At 71.3% G+C, this 20,938-nt stretch carries 22 protein-coding genes; 13 read left to right on the top strand and 9 right to left on the bottom strand.

What is annotated here, in order from left to right; genetic code table 11:
* The first annotated feature begins 32 nt into the window (after positions 1–32).
* From B2363_RS15645 to B2363_RS15660, 4 genes are all read left to right on the top strand, one after another.
* Positions 33–692, top strand: a complete 660-nt coding sequence (locus B2363_RS15645; RefSeq protein WP_286931349.1) for a heme oxygenase (biliverdin-producing) — start codon at positions 33–35, stop codon at positions 690–692.
* 44 nt (positions 693–736) lie between these two features.
* Positions 737–2,107: an NAD(P)H-quinone dehydrogenase gene (locus B2363_RS15650; protein ID WP_286931351.1), complete on the top strand. Its 1,371-nt coding sequence runs from the start codon at positions 737–739 to the stop codon at positions 2,105–2,107.
* A 162-nt stretch (positions 2,108–2,269) separates the two neighbouring features.
* Positions 2,270–5,227 (top strand): SpoIID/LytB domain-containing protein, encoded by a 2,958-nt coding sequence (locus B2363_RS15655; protein WP_286931353.1) that lies wholly within the window; start codon positions 2,270–2,272, stop codon positions 5,225–5,227.
* 25 nt (positions 5,228–5,252) lie between these two features.
* Positions 5,253–5,690, top strand: a complete 438-nt coding sequence (locus B2363_RS15660) for a phage holin family protein (RefSeq protein ID WP_181752689.1) — start codon at positions 5,253–5,255, stop codon at positions 5,688–5,690.
* 7 nt (positions 5,691–5,697) lie between these two features.
* Here B2363_RS15660 and B2363_RS15665 read toward each other — a convergent pair whose 3' ends face one another.
* On the bottom strand, positions 5,698–5,958 hold the full coding sequence (locus B2363_RS15665; protein ID WP_181752687.1) for a metal-sensitive transcriptional regulator: 261 nt from the start codon (positions 5,956–5,958) through the stop codon (positions 5,698–5,700).
* Positions 5,942–6,364: a DUF302 domain-containing protein gene (locus B2363_RS15670; RefSeq protein ID WP_181752685.1), complete on the bottom strand. Its 423-nt coding sequence runs from the start codon at positions 6,362–6,364 to the stop codon at positions 5,942–5,944. Before B2363_RS15670 ends, B2363_RS15665 begins: the two co-directional genes overlap by 17 nt.
* Positions 6,365–6,460: 96 nt before the next feature.
* On the opposite strand from B2363_RS15670, the gene B2363_RS15675 reads away from it, so the two are divergent.
* Entirely contained in the window at positions 6,461–6,850 is a 390-nt protein-coding gene (locus B2363_RS15675; RefSeq protein WP_181752683.1) for a carboxymuconolactone decarboxylase family protein, read from the top strand.
* A 220-nt stretch (positions 6,851–7,070) separates the two neighbouring features.
* Here the strand turns inward: B2363_RS15675 and B2363_RS15680 are convergent, their stop codons facing one another.
* The gene (locus tag B2363_RS15680; protein ID WP_414632743.1) at positions 7,071–8,819 is read right to left on the bottom strand and encodes an acetyl/propionyl/methylcrotonyl-CoA carboxylase subunit alpha; all 1,749 of its coding nucleotides are present in this window, start codon (positions 8,817–8,819) and stop codon (positions 7,071–7,073) included.
* Between the two features lie 111 nt (positions 8,820–8,930).
* On the opposite strand from B2363_RS15680, the gene B2363_RS15685 reads away from it, so the two are divergent.
* The gene (locus tag B2363_RS15685; protein ID WP_286931360.1) at positions 8,931–10,097 is read left to right on the top strand and encodes an acyl-CoA dehydrogenase family protein; all 1,167 of its coding nucleotides are present in this window, start codon (positions 8,931–8,933) and stop codon (positions 10,095–10,097) included.
* A gap of 6 nt (positions 10,098–10,103) precedes the next feature.
* Here the strand turns inward: B2363_RS15685 and B2363_RS15690 are convergent, their stop codons facing one another.
* Positions 10,104–10,325, bottom strand: coding sequence for a hypothetical protein (locus B2363_RS15690; protein ID WP_181752677.1), 222 nt, complete (start codon positions 10,323–10,325; stop codon positions 10,104–10,106).
* A gap of 135 nt (positions 10,326–10,460) precedes the next feature.
* On the opposite strand from B2363_RS15690, the gene B2363_RS15695 reads away from it, so the two are divergent.
* The gene (locus tag B2363_RS15695; RefSeq protein WP_181752675.1) at positions 10,461–11,402 is read left to right on the top strand and encodes an SPFH domain-containing protein; all 942 of its coding nucleotides are present in this window, start codon (positions 10,461–10,463) and stop codon (positions 11,400–11,402) included.
* On the opposite strand, the gene B2363_RS15700 is transcribed toward B2363_RS15695, so the two are convergent.
* The 5 genes from B2363_RS15700 to B2363_RS15720 are packed head-to-tail and all read right to left on the bottom strand — an operon-like array spanning position 11,403 to position 16,453.
* Positions 11,403–13,277, bottom strand: a complete 1,875-nt coding sequence (locus B2363_RS15700) for a VWA domain-containing protein (RefSeq protein WP_286931363.1) — start codon at positions 13,275–13,277, stop codon at positions 11,403–11,405.
* Between the two features lie 50 nt (positions 13,278–13,327).
* Positions 13,328–13,906, bottom strand: a complete 579-nt coding sequence (locus B2363_RS15705; protein WP_286931365.1) for a Maf family protein — start codon at positions 13,904–13,906, stop codon at positions 13,328–13,330.
* Entirely contained in the window at positions 13,903–14,565 is a 663-nt protein-coding gene (locus tag B2363_RS15710; RefSeq protein ID WP_286931367.1) for a hypothetical protein, read from the bottom strand. Before B2363_RS15710 ends, B2363_RS15705 begins: the two co-directional genes overlap by 4 nt.
* Before the next feature lie 44 nt (positions 14,566–14,609).
* Positions 14,610–14,852, bottom strand: coding sequence for an acyl-CoA carboxylase epsilon subunit (locus B2363_RS15715; protein WP_286931369.1), 243 nt, complete (start codon positions 14,850–14,852; stop codon positions 14,610–14,612).
* Complete coding sequence (locus tag B2363_RS15720; protein WP_286931370.1) at positions 14,849–16,453, bottom strand: acyl-CoA carboxylase subunit beta; 1,605 nt, start codon at positions 16,451–16,453, stop codon at positions 14,849–14,851. The genes B2363_RS15715 and B2363_RS15720 overlap by 4 nt, the downstream gene beginning before the upstream one ends.
* A 94-nt stretch (positions 16,454–16,547) precedes the next feature.
* Between B2363_RS15720 and B2363_RS15725 the strand changes: the two genes are divergently transcribed.
* From B2363_RS15725 to purE, 6 genes are all read left to right on the top strand, one after another.
* Positions 16,548–16,901, top strand: coding sequence for a hypothetical protein (locus tag B2363_RS15725; protein WP_286931371.1), 354 nt, complete (start codon positions 16,548–16,550; stop codon positions 16,899–16,901).
* A gap of 41 nt (positions 16,902–16,942) precedes the next feature.
* Positions 16,943–17,725: a biotin--[acetyl-CoA-carboxylase] ligase gene (locus B2363_RS15730; RefSeq protein WP_286931374.1), complete on the top strand. Its 783-nt coding sequence runs from the start codon at positions 16,943–16,945 to the stop codon at positions 17,723–17,725.
* Positions 17,726–17,760: 35 nt separating this feature from the next.
* Entirely contained in the window at positions 17,761–18,273 is a 513-nt protein-coding gene (locus B2363_RS15735; RefSeq protein ID WP_181752661.1) for a PH domain-containing protein, read from the top strand.
* On the top strand, positions 18,260–19,246 hold the full coding sequence (locus tag B2363_RS15740; RefSeq protein ID WP_286931375.1) for an adenylate/guanylate cyclase domain-containing protein: 987 nt from the start codon (positions 18,260–18,262) through the stop codon (positions 19,244–19,246). Before B2363_RS15735 ends, B2363_RS15740 begins: the two co-directional genes overlap by 14 nt.
* 120 nt (positions 19,247–19,366) lie before the next feature.
* On the top strand, positions 19,367–20,443 hold the full coding sequence (locus B2363_RS15745; RefSeq protein WP_376785985.1) for a 5-(carboxyamino)imidazole ribonucleotide synthase: 1,077 nt from the start codon (positions 19,367–19,369) through the stop codon (positions 20,441–20,443).
* Positions 20,440–20,928, top strand: a complete 489-nt coding sequence (purE, locus tag B2363_RS15750) for a 5-(carboxyamino)imidazole ribonucleotide mutase (protein ID WP_286931378.1) — start codon at positions 20,440–20,442, stop codon at positions 20,926–20,928. Before B2363_RS15745 ends, purE begins: the two co-directional genes overlap by 4 nt.
* The last annotated feature ends 10 nt before the right edge of the window (positions 20,929–20,938 follow it).

Genomic DNA, 20,938 nt, shown 5'->3' on the forward strand with positions numbered 1-20,938 from the left:
ATTGAGCCACACCCCCACAGAGAGGCGCGACCATGACCGTGCTGCCGACCGAGACCGGACTGTCCGTGCAGATGCGCGACGGCTCCCAGGCCGAGCACAAGGACGCCGAGGGCTCGAGCTTCATGTCGTGCCTGCTCGACGGCCGGGTGAACGAGACCGGCTACACCGAGTACCTGGCGATGCTGCGCCCGATCTACGCCGCGCTCGAGTCCGTGGGTGCCGGCCTGGCCGACGACCCGATCGCCGGCGCCGTGATCGATCCCGCGATCAACCGCCTCGCCGCGATCGACGCCGACCTCGCGTTCTGGTCCGGTGGTGCCGGCGTGCCGCAGGTCCGTAGCGCCGCCGTCGACCGCTACGTCGCGCGCATCGAGGCCTCGGCCGCCGACCCCGCGCTGTTCGTCGCGCACCACTACACGCGCTACCTCGGCGACCTGTCGGGTGGACAGGCGATCGGCCGCATCCTCGCGCGCACGTTCGACCTGCCCGAGGGTCAGGGCATCGCCTTCTACCAGTTCGAGGCCGTCCCCAAGCCGAAGCCCTACAAGGACGCCTACCGCGCCAGCCTGGACTCCCTCCCGCTGACCGCCCGCGACCAGCAGCGGGTCGTCGAGGAGGTCAAGGTGGTCTTCGGTCTCAACGGTGCGCTCTTCGCGGAGCTCTCCACCCAGCTGCCGCGCTTCGCCCGCTGACCCTCGCCGCGGGCGGTGACGCCGCCATGCGGGACAATCGGTACATGACCCATGTCGTGATCATCGGTGGCGGACCCGGCGGCTACGAGGCGGCGCTGGTCGCCAGGCGGCTAGGTGCCGAGGTCACGCTCGTCGAGCGCGACGGCCTGGGCGGCTCCACGGTGCTGACCGACTGCGTGCCCAGCAAGACCCTCATCGCGACGTCCGACCTCCTGCACGAGGTCAGCCGCTCCGCCGAGCTCGGCGTCGAGGTGCCCAAGGCGCCGCGCGCCGACCTGGCCTCCGTCAACGACCGTGTCCTGCGCCTGGCCTCGGCCCAGTCCGACGACATCGCCGAGCGCGTGGTCTCCGCCGGCGTCACCGTCCTGTCGGGCGTCGCCCGCGTCGCCGACGCTCGCACCGTGATCGCCTCGACGCCCGACGGTGAGGTGCGGCTCGCGGCCGACGGCATCCTCATCGCGACCGGCGCGCACCCGCGGGTCAGCGCCGACGCGCAGCCCGACGGCGAGCGCATCCTCACGTGGGAGCAGGTGTACGCGCTGCGCGAGCTCCCCGAGCACATGATCGTGGTCGGCTCCGGCGTCACGGGGGCGGAGTTCGCCAGCGCCTACAACGGCCTCGGCGCCGAGGTCACCCTCGTGTCCAGCCGCGACCGGGTGCTTCCGGGGGAGGACCCCGACGCCGCCAACCTCATCGAGGACGTCTTCCGCCGCCGCGGCATGAAGGTCCTCGGGAAGTCCCGCATGGCCTCCACCCGCCGGGAGGGCGACCAGGTCGTCGTCACGCTGACCGACGGCCGAACAGTCACCGGATCGCACTGCCTGCTGGCCCTCGGCTCCATCCCGAACACGGCCGACCTCGGCCTCGACGAGGTCGGCATCGACACCGACGACGGCGGCTTCATCGCGGTGGACAAGGTCTCGCGCACGAACATCCCGGGCGTCTACGCGGCCGGCGACTGCACCGGCGTCTTCATGCTCGCCTCGGTCGCGGCGCAGCAGGGGCGCATCGCGATGGCCCACCTGCTCGGCGACGCCGTGCACCCGCTCGACCTGCGCAAGGTCTCCAGCAACATCTTCACCTCGCCCGAGATCGCCACCGTGGGCGTCGGCCAGCGCGAGATCGACGAGCAGGGCCTGCTGGTCGACACGGCCATCCTGCCGATCGCGGCGAACCCCCGGGCGAAGATGCAGGGCATCCACGACGGCTTCGTCAAGCTCTACGCGCGCCAGGGCATCGGCGCGCTGATCGGCGGCGTCGTGGTGAGCCCTCGGGCCAGCGAGCTGATCCACACGATCTCGGTCGCGGTGTCGGCTTCGCTCACCGTCGACCACGTGGCCGACGCCTTCAGCGTCTACCCGTCGATGTCCGGCACGGTCGGCGAGGTGGCCCGCCGCCTGCACCGCCAAGTCTGAAGCATGACTTGAATCTGGGCTCCCCACGCGTGTAATCACACGCTTGTTGTTTCGCAGGTCAGACCCGAACTGCTGGAACGGCCTTTCAAAGTGTGGTCTGATGCGGGTGCTCCTCCTGCCACATGAGCAACAGATGTACCCGCCACAGAATGGACTTCCCCCATGCATTCCTGGCCGACCCGCTGCAGCATTGGTCTGACCACGATCGCCGTCGCCGGCGCCTGCTTGATGCTGCCTGCCCCCGCGCAGGCCGCCGGAACCGACATCGTCGTGTCGCGCCCTGCCGCCACGGCACCCACCGAGGCCACCACGACCGCTCCGGTCTCCGAGGCCGTCGAGGTCGAGCAGACCGCCGTCGAGCCCGACCCCGCTGCCGACGGTGACGCCGTCGAGCGCGCCACCGTGGACCCGTTCCGGATGGTCGGCGTCACGTGGGGCGCGGACTCCGACGCCGCCGACGTCACGGTGCGCGTCCAGGTGCGGACGAACGGCGCGTGGAGCGACTGGCAGCGTCTCGACGTCGAGGACAGCGCGGACGGCGGTCGCCCGGGGACGTCGCCGCTGTGGACCGAGGCTCCCGCCGATGGCGTCGCCGTCGAGGTCAAGGCCGCCTCCGGCACGGCCCAGGACGTCAAGGTCACGACGATCGACCCGGGCAAGCCCGAGGTCGTCACGCCGGTCACCCCGGCGTCCTACAGCCTCTCCGAGGAGGAGGAAGGCACCACCGAGGCGGTGGCCGCGGACGGCACCCCCAAGGTCGTGCCGATGCCCTCGATCATCACGCGGGCGCAGTGGAAGGCCGGCGCGGGCACCAGTTGCAGCGCCCCGGTCACCCGCCCCAAGGCCCTCGGTGTGGTCATCCACCACACGGCGGGCTCCAACACCTACACGAAGTCCGAGTCCGCGGGCCTCGTGCGCAGCTACCAGACGTACCACGTCAAGGGCCGTGGTTGGTGCGACATCGGCTACAACTTCCTCGTCGATCGCTTCGGCCAGATCTTCGAGGGCCGCAAGGGCGGCATGACCAAGCAGGTGCGTGCCGCGCACTCGGGCGTCGACGCGGTGAACCAGTACGCCACGGGCATCTCGATGATGGGCCACTTCGACTACGTGAAGCCCAGCGCCGCGATGCAGTCCGCGGTCGTGCGGCTCGCCGGCTGGCGGCTGAAGTTCTTCGGTGCGAACCCGAAGGGCACCTACGCGACCGGCGGAAAGCGGTACTCGGTCATCAACGGCCACCGCAACGTGACGTCGACCGGATGCCCCGGCAAGTACGGGTACGCGTGGATCGGCGCCGTCGGCGGCCTGCGCGACCGCGCCGCCACGTACATCTCCAAGGCCACCTCGGCCGCGGGCGCCCCGACGGCGGCTCCGGCCCCGATCAAGACCTACGCGACTCCCAAGGGCGTGAAGGTGTCCGCGTCGACGACCTCGGCGAAGGTCTCCTGGGCTGCCGTCGCAGGCGCTCCGGGCTACCGGGTGATGGTCTCGCCCACGGGCAGCTCGGCCGGCGCGAAGTACTACAACGTCGGCGCCACGTCCGCGACGATCACCGGCCTGTACTCGCGCCGCACCTACGTCTTCCGCGTGTCCGTCTGGAACCCCACGGCCAAGAAGCGCGTGAGCCCCTACACGGCCAAGCCCATGCCCACGGCGCGTACGCGGGCCTTCACGGCCCCCACGGGCCTGAAGCTGACCACGAGGACCTCGACGGGCCTGCGGTTCGCTTGGAAGGCGCAGGCGGGCGCTCCGGCCTACCGCGTCATGTACTGGGAGACCGGCACGACGAAGAAGCGCTACGTCACGGCCTACAAGAACGCCGTCGCGATCAAGAAGCTGAAGCGGGGCGGCAAGTACCAGGTGCGCGTCTCGGTCTTCTCGCCCGGCACGGGGGAGCGCGTGAGCGCCTACTCGGCCAAGCCCTACCCCGCCGGCACCACGCTCGGCGCCAGCGGAGCCAAGGCGCCCGCGCCGGCCCCGAAGCCGAAGCCGGCACCCGCGCCCGCCCCCTCGGCGCGCAACGTCGTGAAGCCCGCGGGCGGCAAGGTGACGTTCAAGGGCCACGGCTACGGGCACGGCATCGGGATGAGCCAGTACGGCGCCGAGGGCGGCGCCCGTGCCGGCCAGAAGTACGACGCGATCCTCAAGAAGTACTACCCGGGCACGAAGCTGACGTTCAAGTCCGCCACGATCCGCGTGCAGGTCTCGGCCGACACGACGAACTCCGTCCAGGTGAAGCACCAGAGCGGGCTGAAGCTGCGCACGCTGGCCAACAACGCCGTCCAGGCGCTGCCCGCGAAGGTGGGCTCGCGGACGGTCTCGGACTGGACGATCGACACCGCCCCCAGCAACCGCGGCCTGAACACGGTCTCCTACAAGTCCGGCTCGGCCTGGTACGCGTTCCGCACGTTCAAGTCGGACGCCCAGTTCGAGGGCCCCGCGACCATCCGGCTGGTGATGCCGAACGGCAGCACCCGCGCCTACCGCGGCGCGCTCCGCTCCGCCAAGCCGACGAAGACCACGCGCGACACGGTGAACGTCCTGAGCCTCGAGGCCTACGTCCGCGGCGTCGTCGCCCGTGAGATGCCGTCCAGCTGGAGCATGGAGGCGCTCAAGGCGCAGTCGGTCGCGGCGCGCACCTTCGGCTCGCGCTACCTCGGCTCGTCGCGGCACTACGACATCTGCGACACGGTCTCGTGCCAGGTGTACGGCGGGTACGCCGACGAGACGAAGCGCACCAACGACGCGATCCTCGGCACCAAGGGCAAGATCCTGACCTACCAGGGGGCCCCGGCTCTGACGCAGTTCTCGAGCTCCTCGGGCGGCTTCACCAACCAGGGCTCGACGCCGTACCTCAAGGCGGTCAGTGACCCGTGGGACAACTGGTCGGGCAACCGAAACCACGCGTGGAGCCACGCGGTGAGCGCCTCGGCGATCCAGAAGAAGTACCCGACGATCGGGAAGCTGACGTCGATCACGGTGACGAAGCGCAACGGTCACGGCTCGCTGGGCGGCCGCGTGGTCTCGCTGAAGCTGCAGGGCTCCAAGGCGAGCCGCACCATCACGGGCGTCGACGCGCGCTGGGCGTTCGGGCTGAAGTCGGACTGGTTCGGCTTCTGAGGGTCACGGATGGGATGATCGTCCCATGCTGAGCGCGCGACTCTGGATCACGATCGTCACGGCCGCCGTGGCCAATGCCGTCTCCCTTGGTGTCGCCGCGTGGGTGCTCGACGGCTTCACGCTGACGCTGGGCTGGTGGGTGGCGGCCGTCGTGCTGTTCACGGTCCTGAGCGTCGTGCTGCGCACCCTCGCGCTGCGCCTGCTCGGTCCGGGCTGGCTCCGCGTCTACACGATCGCCGGCGGACTGGCCGTCACGGCGCTCGCACTCGTGCTCACCGATGCGATCGTGCCGAGCCCGGGCTTCGACATCGACGGCTGGGGCACCTGGGCCTTCGCCACCCTGATCGTCTGGGCCACCGGCGTGGCCTTCGGCGAGGTCGACCACCACGCCCCGGCCTCCACGCCCGGCGTCTCGCCCGACATCCGCGCCGCCGTGCGCGAGGGCGACCGACGCGCCTCCTGAGCCAGCCTCAGGCCAGCGCCAGGAAGAGCTTCTCCAGCTTCTTGCTGTCGACGCTGTCGGGGCCCTCCTCGACCAGGCACTTCTGCAGTCCGGTCGACACGAGCGCGTAGCCGCTCCGCGCGATCGCCTTGTTGACCGCGGCGAGCTGGGTGAGCGCGTCCTCGCACTCGGTGCCCTCCTCGAGCATCCGGATCACGGATGCGAGGTGGCCGTTCGCCCGCTTCAGCCGGGTGGCGATCGCCTTGACCTCGTCAGGCTCGAGCTGCATCGTCGACCTCCTCGTGGTGGACCAGTGCGTCCATCATGCCGGTGAGCCGGCGACGTGCCTCGGCGGCCACCTCGTCGAGCTCGGCGGACGAACCTAGCTCGGTCATGACGGCGGGGTCCAGGACGTCGACCCGGCTGCCGTCGCCGCTCGCGGTCACGACCACGTTGCACGGCAGCAGCGTCGCGATGCGCGGGTCGGTGGCCAGGGCGCGGTGCGCGAGCTCGGGACGGCAGGCGCCGAGGATCACGCGGGGCGGGGTCTCGACACCCAGCTTCGCGCGCAGTGTGGCCCGGAGATCGATCTCGGTCAGCACGCCGAAGCCCGCATCGACCAGGAGCGCTCGGACGCGCTCCAGCGTCTGCTCGTAGGGCTGGGGCACGGTCGCGCTGAGAGTGAAGTCCGTCATGGTGCATCCCTTCTCTTGATCCCCCTGGGGGGTTGTCGGTAGGTTCTATCTTAACCCCCTGGGGGGATACAGCCAACCCGCAACGAGAGGTGTCGAATGAGTCACTCCGCCCCTGAGTCCGGACAGCACGGACCGGCCGTCCTGAAGGACCTGTCGCCGCTGCACCGCCAGCTGCGTCGCGCGATCCCGGACGTCTACCGCGGCTTCGCCGAGCTCTCCGGTGCCGCCTTCGCCGACGGCGCGATGGACCGCAGGACCAAAGAGCTGATCGCCCTCGCGATCGGCGTGGTCGAGGGGTGCGACGGCTGCATCGCCTCGCACGCCCAGGCGGCCGTACGCGCCGGTGCCACCCGCGAGGAGGCGGCCGAGGCCATCGGCGTCACGTTCCTCATGCACGGAGGCCCGGCGACGATCCACGGCGCGCGCGCCTACAGCGCCGTGTGCGACTTCGCGGACGCGCTCGAGGCGGGGGAGGGGGCGTCCTGATGTGCCGTCCCACGCGATGCCGGACGTGCGGCAAGACGACTTGGGCCGGCTGCGGGCAGCACGTGGCGGCCGTCAGGGCCGCGACCCCGCCGGGCCAGTGGTGCGGCGGCCACGAGGACAGTGACCGGGGAGGGTGGCTGAGCCGGATCCTGGGGCGCTGACCCGAACGCGACGACGCCCCGGTCGAGGACCGGGGCGTCGCGGGGTGGTGCGGTGTGGCTCAGGCGTCCTTGAGGTCGCAGATGACCGCGCCGGCGCCGACGGTCTCGCCGATGGCGGCGGAGAGGCCGGTGACGGTGCCCGCCTTGTGGGCGTTGATCGGCTGCTCCATCTTCATCGCCTCGATGACCAGGACCAGGTCGCCCTCGGCGACCTCCTGGCCCTCCTCGACGGCGAGCTTGACGACGGTGCCCTGCATGGGCGAGGTCAGCGAGTCGCCGCTGGCGGCCGCGCCTGCCGACTTGCCGGCCTTGCGCTTGGCCTTCTTGGTGCCCGTCGCAGCCGCGCTCGCGCCCAGACCGCCCGGCAGGACGACCTCGACGCGCTTGCCGCCGACCTCGACCGTGACGCGCTCGCGCTCGCCCGGCTCGTCGGTCTCGGACGGGCCCGAGTAGGGCTCGAGCTGGTTGTCGTAGTCGGTCTCGATCCACGTCGTGTAGACGTCGAAGGAGCCCTCCGAAGCGTTGTAGGCGGCGTTGTCCAGCACGTCGCGGTGGAACGGGATCACCGTGGGCATGCCCTCGACGACGAACTCGTCCAGGGCGCGGCGCGAGCGCTCGATGGCCTGCTCACGGGTGCGGCCGGTGACGATCAGCTTGGCGACGAGGGAGTCGAACGCGCCGGGGACGGTCTCGCCCTCCTCGTAGCCGGCGTCGAGGCGGACGCCGGGGCCCGACGGGGGTGCCCACTTGGTGAGGGTGCCGGGGGCGGGGAGGAAGCCGCGGCCGCCGTCCTCGGCGTTGATGCGGAACTCGATCGAGTGCCCGATGATCTCGGGGTCGTCGTAGCCCAGCTCCTCGCCGGCGGCGATCCGGAACATCTCGCGGACGAGGTCGATGCCGGTGACCTCCTCGGAGACCGGGTGCTCCACCTGCAGGCGCGTGTTGACCTCGAGGAAGCTGATGGTGCCGTCGCGGGCGACGAGGAACTCGCAGGTTCCGGCGCCGACGTAGCCGGCCTCCTTGAGGATCGCCTTGGACGACGCGTAGAGGCGCGCCAGCTGGTCCTCGGACAGGAACGGCGCCGGGGCCTCCTCGACGAGCTTCTGGTGGCGACGCTGCAGCGAGCAGTCGCGGGTGGACACGACCACGACGTTGCCGTGGCTGTCGGCCAGGCACTGGGTCTCGACGTGACGAGGCTTGTCGAGGAACTTCTCCACGAGGCACTCGCCGCGGCCGAAGGCGCTGACGGCCTCGCGGACGGCGGACTCGTAGGCCTCGGGGATCTCCTCGATCGTCTTGGCGACCTTGAGGCCGCGGCCACCGCCACCGAACACCGCCTTGATGGCGACCGGCAGGCCGTGCTCCTGCGCGAACGCGACGACCTCGTCGGCGTTCTTGACCGGGTCCTTCGTGCCGGGCGCCAGCGGCGCGTCGGCGATCTGCGCGATGTGCTTGGCCTTGGCCTTGTCGCCGAGGCTCTCGATCGCGGCCGGCGGCGGGCCGATCCAGATCAGCCCGGCGTCGATGACGGCCTGGGCGAAGTCGGCGTTCTCGGCCAGGAAGCCGTAGCCGGGGTGCACGCTGTCGGCGCCGGAGCGCTGGGCGACCGCGATGATCTTCTCGATCGACAGGTAGGAGTCGCCGGGGGTCGAGCCCTCGAGCGAATAGGCCTCGTCGGCGAGGCGCACGAACAGCGCGTCACGGTCGGGCTCGGCGTAGACCGCCACGCTGGCGATTCCGGAATCCTTCGCGGCGCGGATCACGCGGACCGCGATCTCGCCACGGTTGGCGACCAGGACCTTCTGCAGGGGCTTGCTCACGAATACTCCTCGCGTCTGAACGGCAGTGGCGAGTCTAAGGGAGTGTGGTGGAGGTCATTTCGTCGCCCCGGCGAGGTTAACGCCTGTTAACCTTCGTCCATGGACTTCGAACTGTCTCGTGAGCACGAGGACTTCCGGCGGGTCGTCCGTGACTTCGCCGCCGAGCGGATCGCGCCCCACGTCGCGCAGTGGGACCGGGAGCACCATTTCCCGGTCGACGTCGTGCGCGCGATGGGCGACCTCGGGCTGTTCGGCCTGACCGCTCCGGAGGAGTTCGGCGGCTCGGGCGCGGACTTCACCAGCCTGTGCCTGGCCATCGAGGAGCTCGGCCGCGTGGACCAGTCGATCGGCATCACCCTCGAGGCGGGCGTCGGATTGGGCATCAACCCGATCCAGACGTTCGGCACGCCCGAGCAGAGGGAGCGCTGGCTGCCCGACCTCGTCGCCGGCCGGGCGCTGGCGGGCTTCGGCCTCACGGAGCCGGGCGCCGGCTCGGACGCGGGAGCCACCGCCACCAAGGCCGTGCTCGACGGGGGCTCGTGGGTGGTCGACGGCGCGAAGCAGTTCATCACCAACTCCGGCAGCGAGATCACGTCACTCGTCACGGTCACGGCGCGCACGGGCACCCGCGACGCTGGGCGCCCGGAGATCTCGGCGATCGTCATCCCGGCGGGTACGCCCGGGTTCGTGGCCGAGGCCCCCTACGACAAGCTCGGCTGGCACATCAGCGACACGCACGCGCTCAGCTTCAGCGGCGTTCGCGTGCCCGAGGACCACCTGCTGGGCGAGCGGGGACGCGGCTACGCGCAGTTCCTGGCGACCCTCGACGACGGCCGCGTCGCGATCGCCGCACTGGCCGTCGGCCTGATCGAGGCCTGCCTCGAGGAGTGCGTGCGGTACGCGGGGGAGCGCCAGACGTTCGGCGGCCCCATCGGGCGCAAGCAGGGCGTGGCGTTCCAGATCGCCGACCTCAAGGTGATGGCGGACGCGGCCCGCGCGCTGACCTACCAGGCGGCGGCGATGAAGGACGCGGGGATCACCGGCCAGCGCTTCAAGCAGGCGGCGTCGGTGGCGAAGCTCTACAGCTCGGAGGCCGCCGTGACGGCGACGCGCGTGGCGACACAGGTGTTCGGCGGCTACGGATTCATGGAGGAGTACCCCGTGGCGCGGTTCTACCGCGACGCGAAGATCCTCGAGATCGGCGAGGGCACGAGCGAGGTGCAACGCATGCTCATCGCACGCTCGCTCGGCCTGCCGGTCGAGTAGTTCGGATCAGAGCGCGGTCATCGAACGGCACGGAAGCGGTACGTGCACCGCTCCGTTGCCGAAGTCGACCTGCGCCGAGTTCTTGCCCTGGACGCTGAGGACGCGACCGAGGCCGAACGAGTCGTGGGACACGCGCGCGCCCACTTCGTAGACCTCGTCAGCCACGTCGGGCTTCTTCGGGAAGGGGCTGCTCGCGAGGTGGCGTCGCGGACGCTGTGAGGTGGCCATCGTTCTTCCATGATCCCACGTCGAGCCTGAATGGTGGACCAATTCTTCGTTCCCTGAGACGGATAGGGGCCGAATCCGCATTCCGGGCCGATAGGGTTCAGCGGTTCGGTCGCACATTTCTCGGGAGGTACAGCGGTGTTCACCCTGTTCGTTTTGGTCGGTCTGGTCGCAGGAGTCGTCGGCGCGGTGCTGGTGGGTCGGCACCTGCGGGCGCAGTCCAAGCCGTCCGCGCCGGCGACCGCAACCGCGGTCGCGCTGGGCCTGCTCGCGGTGATCGTCGCGGTGGTCTCGATGACCGCCATCGTGCCGACGCGGGAGATCGGTGTCGTCACGTCGTTCGGTCGCCCCGTCGCCGTGTGGTCGAACGGCCTGCACGTGAAGGCGCCGTGGCAGAAGGTCAACAAGCTCGACGGAACGATCCAGACCGACAACTTCACCGGCGCCGACCGCGCGATCGACATCCGCATCGGCAACGGCTCCACCTCGGGCGTCGACGCGACGATCCGCTGGCGCATCCGCCTCGAGGCGGGCAAGGAGCTCTACCAGGACTATCGCCAGATGGAGAACATCCGCGACTCCCTCGTCACGCGCGAGCTCAAGGCCGCGCTGAACGAGGTGTTGGGCGACTACGACCCCCTGGAGTCGGTCAAGGCCGGGATCGGCTCCGACGGCGCCACCACCTCGGCGGGCGTGGACCTGAACGCCTACTCGGCCCAGGTGCACGAGGCGCTGTCCGAGCGCGTCGGCGAGGACGTCGAGGTGCTCAGCGTGATCCTGCCGATCATCCGCTTCGACAAGCAGACGCAGGAGAAGATCAACGCCTACCAGGCCGAGGTCGCCAACACCCGGATCGCCCAGCAGCGCGAGGCCACCGCGAAGGCACAGGCCCTCGCCAACAAGAACCTGGCCGGCTCGGTGTCCCGCGACCCGAACGTGCTCGTGTCCAAGTGCCTCGACTCCCTCGAGGAGATGGTCAAGGCCGGCCAGGAGGTCCCGATCGGGTTCTCCTGCTGGCCCGGCGGCGCCGGCACCTCGGTGGTCCTGCCGCAGGTGGGGAAGGCCGAGGCCGACCGCTGATCAGCGGCGGCGCCGGAGCACCATGACGATCCCGGCCGCGAGGACCAGGGCGGCCACCGCCCCGCCGACCACCCACGGCAGGGGCGAGGCGGAGTCCTCGCCGTCGGCAGCCGCCCGGGTGTCGGCGTCGTCGGTCTTCTGCGCCGCGGTCGTGACGGGCGAGTCGACGAGGCGCGAATCGGCCACCGGGGCGCTCAGCCCCTCGACGTCGGCGTACGTGGGCGCGACGTCGCCGAGCACGTTCTCGCGGTCGAGCGTCAGCGTGTACGGCAGGTTGGTCTCGTCGCCTCGCAGCTTGAGGCTGACGACGACGTAGTGCATCCCCGCCAGCGAGGCTCCCTCGCGGGTGGTGTCGTTCTGCGCGCGGTTCGCGGGGTGCAGCGGCCACGACATCGCGCCGGTGCGGAACGCGATGTTCTCGCGCAGGTTCGCCCACGGGTCACGGGTCCAGTCCTGGGGCCAGTTCCCGTAGAGGCTGATGGTCACGTCGCGCCGCAACGGGTTGATGACCGAGACGTCCAGCCCGCTACCGATGGCCGCGGCGTCGCGGACCTCGTCGGTGAGCTTCGCGTCGACCTGGGCCCGCACCTGCTCGCCCCAGTCGACCGGGACCGCGAGGACCTGCGTCTCGCCGGCGCTGATGTCCAGCTGGTAGGTGCCCGGCCCGACCTCGGGCGCGCTGGCGATGCTCGTGCCGGGGACGGCCTCGGTGGCGGTGCCGGGCGTCGGCGCGACCCAAGCGGGCTCGCCTCCGGCGGCACCTGGTGCGAGGTCGGAGGTGATGGGCGGCTCCTCGTAGACGGCCAGCTCGATCGGACGGCCCTCGATCTGGCCGACGCTGCGCTCCACCTGCACCCCGAGCTCGTCGTCGGTGCGGCACTCGGAGGCGGCGGCCCGCACCCAGCTGGAGACGCCGCCGTAGTAGACCGGCGACCGGCTGGACATGTCGAGGCCGTACGTGGTGGAGCCCGAGCACATGAGGCCGCCGATGCGCTTGGTCCGCAGGGTCGCGGATGCCCCGAGGTCGCCGCTGACGCCACTGATCACGGCGCCGACGTGGACGGTCGAGTCGGGCGCCGTCCGCGCGACGCGGTAGTTCGACGGCCCGCCGACGGCGACCGTGTCGGTGTACTGACCCGGCGCCAGCAGGGGAGCCCCGTCCTCCGTGGGCGTGCCCTTCACCGGGGTGCCGGTGAGGTCGAACGGTCGCGAGGCGCGCACCGAGGAGACGCGCAGGCTGTCGGTCAGGCTCTCGGCGTCGTCGGCGTCGTAGTACGTGCCGTTGCCCTCGTCGGCGACGCACTGCAGCGTCTTCCTCGCGCCGCCGGAGACGTCGAACCCGACGACGTCGATGCGGATGTCGATGCCGTCCTTCGCGATCTCCCGGGCGACGACGCAGGGATCGGGGTCGCACGTCGGCTCGCCGTCGGAGACCAGGACGATCGTGCGCTGGCCCGAGTCGCCGAGGTCCTTCGCCGCCTCGCGCAGGGCGTGGCTCGTGGGGGTCCAGCCGACGGGCTCGTAGTCGGCGACGGCCTGGCGGAGCGCGTCGCGGTTGTCCGTGTCGAGGTCGACGATGCGCTCGGAGTCGGTGCACGCCGCCGGGTCGTCCTCGGCGACGTCGCTCGCCCCGTAGACGCGGAAGCCGACGCGCTGCTCGTCGGGGAGGCCGTCGATCACCGCGTCGAGGCCGTCCTTCGCCGCCTGGATGCGGGTGGAGCCGCCGCCGGTGCGCTCGGCCATCGAGCCCGAGGCGTCCATCACCAGCATCATCGCGGTGTCGGCGGCGGGATCCTCCTGTGCGGAGGCGGCGGGCCAGCTCAGTGCGGTGGCCGCCAGCAGGATCGAGCCGACGACGGACAGGGTCTTCTTCAACGTGCTCTCCCCGAGACGAGTGACGATGCGTCGGGGGTCATGCTGCCACGTCAGCGCCAGAGGGAGGTCCACTCGACGCCGAGGTCGCGGGCCATCTCCCTCACCGCGGGGACGCTGACGCCGACCACGTTGTGGTGGTCGCCCTCGATGCGGGTCACGAACGCGGCGCCGAGGCCGTCGATGGTGAAGGCCCCGGCGACCTGCAGGGGCTCGCCGCTGGCGACGTAGGCGTCGATCTCGTCGTCGGTGACGTTCGCGAAGTGCACGCGGGTGGCCGCGTGGCGGACGACCTCGTCGGAGCCCAGCCGCAGGCAGTGGCCCGTGTGCAGGACTCCCACGTTGCCGCGCATCGCGTACCAGCGGTGGCGCGCGACGTCGGGGTCGTGCGGCTTGCCCAGGACCTGGCCGTCGAACTCCAGCACGGAGTCGCAGCCCAGCACGAGGGCGTCGGGGTGGTCGGCGGCGACGGCGCGGCACTTCAGGCGGGCCAGCTCGGTGGACAGATCCGCCGGCGTCGTCGCGGAGACGCCGTCCTCGTCGACGCCCGAGACGACGACCTCGGGGTCGACGCCGGCGCGCTGCAGGGTGCTGAGGCGGGCGGGCGAGGCCGACGCCAGGACGAACCTCATCGGTCCTCCTCGGGAGTGAAGGCGGGGACGACGCCGTGCGTGGCCGGGGCCGCGTCGAGATCCGGCGCGGCCAGGATCGCGTCGACGAGTGCCTGCGAGCCGCCCACGACCATCCACGACGGATCGACGTCGGCCGCGATGAACCAGGCCCGGTCGGCGGGCCACGTGATCGACGCGGGCGGCAGGGTGCGGTCGACGTCGGTGTCGTAGGGGCGTGCTCCCCAGTCGCCGACGCTCGCGGCCGGGCCGCGGAACAGCAGGTAGGCACGCTCGCCGCGCAGGTCGACCTTCGGCGCCTCGAGGACGTCGTCGTCGAACGCGGGGCGGATCCGCGGGGGAGTGGGCCGGAACCACAGGTCGCGCAGCCAGTTCCCGCGCAGGGTCGTGTAGGCGCGGCCGGCGTCGGTCAGCTCGCCCCAGCCGTCCCAGAGGCCGAAGAGCACGTCGTCGGGGGTGCGGGTGTGGGCGGCAGCCAGCCGGACGACGTGCGCCATGACCTCGTCGTCGCTGCGGTACGCGACGGACTCACCGTCGTCGAAGCGGACGGTCGCGTAGGCCTCGAAGCCGGGCGGTCCCTGCGTTGCGAGGACGGACCAGTCCGCCTCCGACCGGACGAACCAGTCGGCGTGCGAGACGTCGGGCTCGTGGCGCAGGCTCATGCCCCGATCGTTCCACACGCGCCAGCGCGACCGTCAGTACGAACTCAGAGCGCGGAGGCGCGCCACTGGCCGGGGCCGAAGCGGTGCGGGGTGCGGTGCTGGCGCACCGGGTGGCCCCACTGGCTGCGCTGCCTCGGCTTGGCGTCCGCAGCGGCGGCCGCGGCGGCGGCGTTGCGCGCGGCGACGACCGCGACGAGCGCCGCGAGCTCCTCGGCGGTCGGGTCGCCCTTGACGACCCGGAGCACGGGCTTGCGCTCCGGGGTCTCGGTCGCCTCGTTCTCGCTCACAGCGGGATGTTCCCGTGCTTCTTGGGCGGCAGCGTCTCGCGCTTGGTCGCCAGCAGGCGCAGCGCCTTGGCGACCTCGGCGCGGGTCTGGCTGGGCTTGATGACGCCGTCGATGTATCCGCGCTCGGCCGCCACGTAGGGGTTGCAGAGCGTGTCCTCGTACTCGGTCATCAGCTCGGCCCGCAGGGCCTCGGGATCCTCGGCCGCGGCGATGTCGCGGCGGTAGAGGATGTTGACCGCGCCGGATGCGCCGACGACGGCGATCTGGCCGGTGGGCCACGACAGGTTGATGTCGGCGCCGAGGTGCTTGGAGCCCATGACGTCGTACGCGCCGCCGTACGCCTTGCGCGTGATGATCGTGACGAGCGGGACGGTGGCCTCGGCGTAGGCGTAGATCAGCTTCGCGCCGCGGCGGATGATGCCGTTCCACTCCTGGTCGGTGCCGGGCAGGAAGCCGGGCACGTCGACGAAGGTCAGGACCGGGATGTTGAACGCGTCGCAGGTGCGCACGAAGCGAGCGGCCTTCTCGGAGGCGTCGATGTCCAGGCAGCCGGCGAACTGCATCGGCTGGTTGGCCACGACGCCGACGCTCTTGCCCTCGACCCGGCCGAAGCCGATGACGATGTTCGGCGCGAAGAGCGCCTGCACCTCGAGGAAGTCCTGGTCGTCCAGCACGGTCTCGATGACGGTGCGGATGTCGTAGGGCTGGTTCGCCGAGTCCGGGATGAGGGTGTCGAGCGCGATGTCGAGGTCGGACGGCTCGAGGTCGGCAACGTCGCCGTAGGCCTCGGGCTCCTCCATGTTGTTCTGCGGCAGGTAGGAGATCAGCGCCTTGACGTACTCGAGCGCGTCGTCCTCGTCGGAGGCCAGGTAGTGGGAGTTGCCGCTCTTGGTGTTGTGCGTGCGACCGCCACCGAGCTCCTCCATCGTGACGTCCTCGCCGGTGACCGTCTTGATGATGTCCGGTCCGGTGATGAACATGCCCGAGGTGCCGTCGACCATGACCGTGAAGTCGGTGACCGCGGGCGAGTAGACGTGGCCGCCGGCGCAGTTGCCCATGATGAGGCTGATCTGCGGGATGACGCCCGAGGCGTGCACGTTGCGGCGGAAGATCTCGCCGTACAGGCCGAGCGAGACGACGCCCTCCTGGATGCGGGCGCCGGCGCCCTCGTTGATGCCGATGATGGGGCAGCCGGACTTGATCGCCAGGTCCATGACCTTGGTGATCTTCTCGCCGTAGACCTCGCCGAGGCTGCCGCCGAAGATGCTGAAGTCCTGGCTGAAGACGCACACCTGGCGGCCGTCGATGGTGCCGTAGCCGGTGATCACGCCGTCGCCCAGCGGCCGGTTCTTGTCGAGGCCGAACGAGGTCGCGCGGTGGCGGGCGAGCGCGTCGAGCTCGACGAACGAGCCCTCGTCGAGCAGCAGCTCGATCCGCTCGCGGGCGCTCTTGCGGTCGCGTGCGTGCTGCTTCTCGGCGGCACGGTCGGCCACCTCGACGGTCGCCTCGTGGTGGCGCCGCTCGTAGTCAGCGAGCTTTCCGGCGGTGGTGTGGAGCTCGGGGTGCTCCTCCAGCGGGGTGTCGGGCAGGGCGTCGGTCATGGCGAACACCCTAACCGGGGCGGATTCCGGCCTCGCATCAAGGCAGGTGTGCCAGCCCCTGTCGCCAGGAGCGCACCGGTGCCATGCTCGGAGGATGAGTCTCGATCCGACGGTGACGAATCCCGCGCACTACCGAGTGATCCTGGAGAACGAGAAGGTCCGCGTGCTGGAGTACACGGACGTCCCCGGCGACGAGACGACGCCGCACGAGCACCCCGACAGCGTCATGTACACCCTCAGCTCGTTCAAGCGGCGCCTCATGTCGGGGGACTTCCAGATGGAGGTGGAGCTCGAGGCCAACACCGTGATGTGGCTGCCGGCGCAGGAGCACCACGCGAAGAACATCGGCGAGACCGACACGCACGTCATCTTCGTCGAGCTCAAGCAGCCCGGAGTCGATCCCACTCCGGCGGAAGCGGCCGTCGACGCGGTGCTCGGGCCGCAGTAGCGCCGGAGTCGCGTCCGGCCGCGCTGTGCCAAGGTGGGGCCGTGCAGCCACCTCGCCTCGCCCCGCTCGACCGCGATCGCCTGCGGGCGGAGGCCGACGGGTTCGACGTCCACGTCACCGACGAGACCGCCAGCACCAACGCCGACCTCGCGCAGGCGGCCCACTCGGGCGCACCGGAGTGGACGGTCCACACCACCGACCACCAGGCTGCGGGCCGGGGCCGGCTCGACCGCACGTTCACGATGCCGCGGTACACCGGGATCGCCGTCTCGACGCTCGTGCGGCCCGTCGAGGTCCCGCCGACCCGGTGGCCGTGGCTCCCGCTCGTCGCCGGGCTGGCCGTCGTCGACACCGTGCGCGACCTGGGCGTGGAGGCCGCGCTCAAGTGGCCCAACGACGTCCTCGTGGACGACCGGCGCAAGCTCTGCGGGATCCTCGTCGAGCGCGTCGAGACGCCCACCGGGGCCGCCGCGATCGTGGGCATCGGGCTCAACGTCGCGATGGCCGCCGAGGACCTGCCGGTGGAGCGGGCGACCTCCCTGCTGCTGGAGGGCGCGACCACGACCGACCGGAACGAGGTCCTCGTGGCGCTGCTGCACCGGCTGCGCGAGCGCCTCGAGCTGTGGCGAGACCCGGCGGGCGCCGAGCAGCTCACCGCGGACTACCTCGCGACCTGCTCGACGATCGGCCGGCAGGTGCGCATCGAGCGCGCCGACGGCAGCGACGTGGTGGGCCAGGCGACCGGGATCGACCCGTCGGGGTGCCTCGTCGTCGACGGCGTCCCGTGGTCGGCCGGCGACGTGACGCACCTGCGCCCGGTGTGACCCGTGCCGGGGGCGCGGCGTGGGATCATGGCCGCATGCTGTCCGAGAAGCTCCTGCTCGACGACGAGACGGTCGAGGCCGACACCCGCACGCACCTGAAGGTGCTCATCGTGCCGTTCCTCGTCGGCCTGGCCATCATGCTCGTCGGCGGGTACTTCGCCGGGGCGGTCGGCGACTCCGGTGGCGGCACCCCGCGCCTGGCCGGGATCGTGGTGCTGGCGGTGCTGTTCGTCTGGGGCACGCTGCTGCCGTTCCTGCGCTGGCTCACGTGGACCTACACCCTCACGAACCGGCGGCTGATCGAGCAGAAGGGCATCCTGACGCGCAGCGGCCGGATCATCCCGCTCGCCCGGATCAACGACGTGGCCTACGAGAAGGGCGTGATCGACCGCGTGCTGCGCTGCGGCACGCTGATCATCCACGACGCCAGCCAGCAGGAGGGCCTGCACCTGCACGACATCCCCCACATCGAGGACTTCCACCGCCGCATCTCGCGGCTCGTGCTGGAGTCCCACGCACCCGAGGCGCGCCGCGATGAGCAGTCCTGACGACCAGCAGCTGGTCGACGTCATCCTGGCGGAGCAGCTGCACTACACGAACGCCGAGACCGCCGAGCGCGGTGGCCTCACTCCCGAGCAGGCCGCCCGGCTGTGGCGGAACCTGGGCTTCCCCGACCCGGGGTCGGAGATGGCGTTCGGCGATGCCGACGTCAGCGCCGTGGCGATCGTCGCCACCGCGATGGAGCACCAGATCCTCGACGAGGAGACCGTCTTCCGGCTGACCCGCGCCTTGGGGCAGACCATGTCGCGGCTGGCGGACTGGCAGGTCACGATCCTCGTCGACCAGCTCGAGGCCGACATCGTGCGCGGCAAGTCCGACAGCCGCGCCGACGCGGCGCTCGAGCTGGCGCAGAGCTCGGTGCCGGGCTTCGAGCGACTCATGGTGCACGTCTGGCGACGTCACCTCGCGGCCGCGGCCGCCCGGCTCACCGCTCTCGGCGAGAACGACCAGGCCCTGCTCTCCACCGACATGACCGTGGGCTTCGCCGACATGACGCGCTTCACTGCGCTGTCGAACCGGCTCGACGAGGCCTCCCTCGCGTCGGTGGTGGAGGACTTCGAGACCCGCTGTGGCGACCTCATCACGGCGGCCGGCGCCCGCGTGATCAAGACGCTCGGCGACGCGATGCTGTTCGTGCACCCCGACCCGGTCAAGGCCACGCGGATCTCGCTCGACATCATCACCGCGATCGGCGCCCGGGCGAAGCTGCCCGACGTCCGGGTGGGCCTGGCCACGGGATCGGTGCTGAGTCGCCTGGGCGACGTCTTCGGGCCGCCGGTCAACCTCGCCGCCCGCCTCTCGCAGGTGGCCCGCGCGAACCGCGTGCTCGTCGACCAGCAGACGGCCGACGCGCTCGGCGACCAGTTCGACACCCGCGCCCTGCCGCCGCGCCCGATCAAGGGCTTCGGGCACCTCTCGCCCATCACGGTCACCGAGCGCCGTACCTTCCGGTCGCGCTGAGCCCACCGCGCTAAGCGCCCTCCGCCACCGTGCGCGCCGGGAGCGCTCTAGGCTGGCGCCGTGACGCACGAAGCTCCCGGCCGCGACGTCGCCGTGATCGGCGGAGGCCAGCTGGCCCGGATGATGCAACCGCCCGCGATCGCGCTGGGGCTGCGCCTGTGCCTGCTCGCCGAGGGCCCCGACGTCTCGGCGGCCCAGGTGATCGGTGACCACCGCGTCGGGTCGCACACCGACCTCGACGACCTCCGCGCGGCCGTGCAGGACGCCCCCGTCGTGACGTTCGACCACGAGCACGTCCCACCGGAGCACCTCCGGGCGCTCGCGCAGGAGGGGCACCAGTGCCGTCCCGGCCCCGACGCGCTCATCCACGCCCAGGACAAGCTCGTCATGCGGCGCCGCCTCACCGAGCTGGGCGTGCCGTGCCCGCGGTGGGCCGCGGTCGAGCAGCCCGCCGACGTCGAGGCCTTCGGCTTCCCCGCCATCGTCAAGACCGCTCGGGGCGGGTACGACGGCAAGGGCGTCTGGAAGGTCGAGTCGGCCGTCGATCTCGACGAGCCCTTCGGGGCGCCGGGAGAGCTGCTGGTCGAGGAGCTGGTGCCGTTCCGGCGCGAGCTCTCGGCCCAGGTCGCCCGCAGCGCCACGGGCGAGATCGTGGACTACCCGGTCGTCGAGTCGCGTCAGGTCGACGGCGTCTGCTCCGAGGTGATCGCCCCCGCGCCGAACCTCGACCCCGCGCTCGAGGCCCGGGCGCGCCACATCGCCCGCACGATCGCCGAGGAGCTCGACGTCGTCGGGATGCTGGCGGTCGAGCTGTTCGAGACCGACGACGACCGCGTGCTGGTGAACGAGCTGGCCATGCGCCCGCACAACACGGGGCACTGGTCGATCGACGGCGCGGTGACGAGCCAGTTCGAGAACCACCTGCGCGCCGTCACCGGCCTGCCTCTCGGCTCCACCACGCCGCGGCAGCCGTGGTCGGTCATGGTCAACATCCTCGGCGGTGCGGTGCAGGATCTCGCCGCCCAGCGCGAGGTGGCGCTCGCGGCGGAGCCCGACGTGAAGGTCCACCTCTACGGCAAGGCGGTCAAGCCCGGCCGCAAGGTCGGCCACGTCACCGCCGTGGGCGAGGAGCTCGAGGACGTGCTGCGCCGGGCCCGGCACAGCGCTGCACTGCTGACGGACGGAGTCCAGGCATGACGAAGCGCGTGGGAATCGTGATGGGGTCCGACTCGGACTGGCCGACGATGGAGGCCGCCGCCACCGCCGTGGCCGAGTTCGGCGTCGCGTATGAGGCCGACGTCGTCTCGGCGCACCGGATGCCCGACGAGATGCTCGAGTACGGCCGCACGGCCCACGAGCGCGGGCTCGAGGTCATCATCGCGGGCGCCGGGGGAGCGGCCCACCTGCCGGGCATGCTCGCCGCCGTGACGCCGCTGCCGGTCGTCGGCGTCCCGGTCCCGCTGAAGTACCTCGACGGCATGGACTCGCTGCTCTCGATCGTGCAGATGCCCGCGGGCGTCCCCGTGGCCACCGTCGCGATCGGCAACGCCCGCAACGCGGGGCTGCTGGCCATCCGCATCCTCGCCGCCGGCGACCCTGCGCTGACCGCGAAGATGGTCGACTTCCAGGCGTCGCTGGCCGACGCCGCACGCGCCAAGGGCGCCGCCGTCCGCGGCCACTGATTTCATCCGG

Source organism: Aeromicrobium sp. UBA7512, from assembly GCF_002476985.1.
Classification (GTDB): domain Bacteria; phylum Actinomycetota; class Actinomycetes; order Propionibacteriales; family Nocardioidaceae; genus Aeromicrobium; species Aeromicrobium phoceense.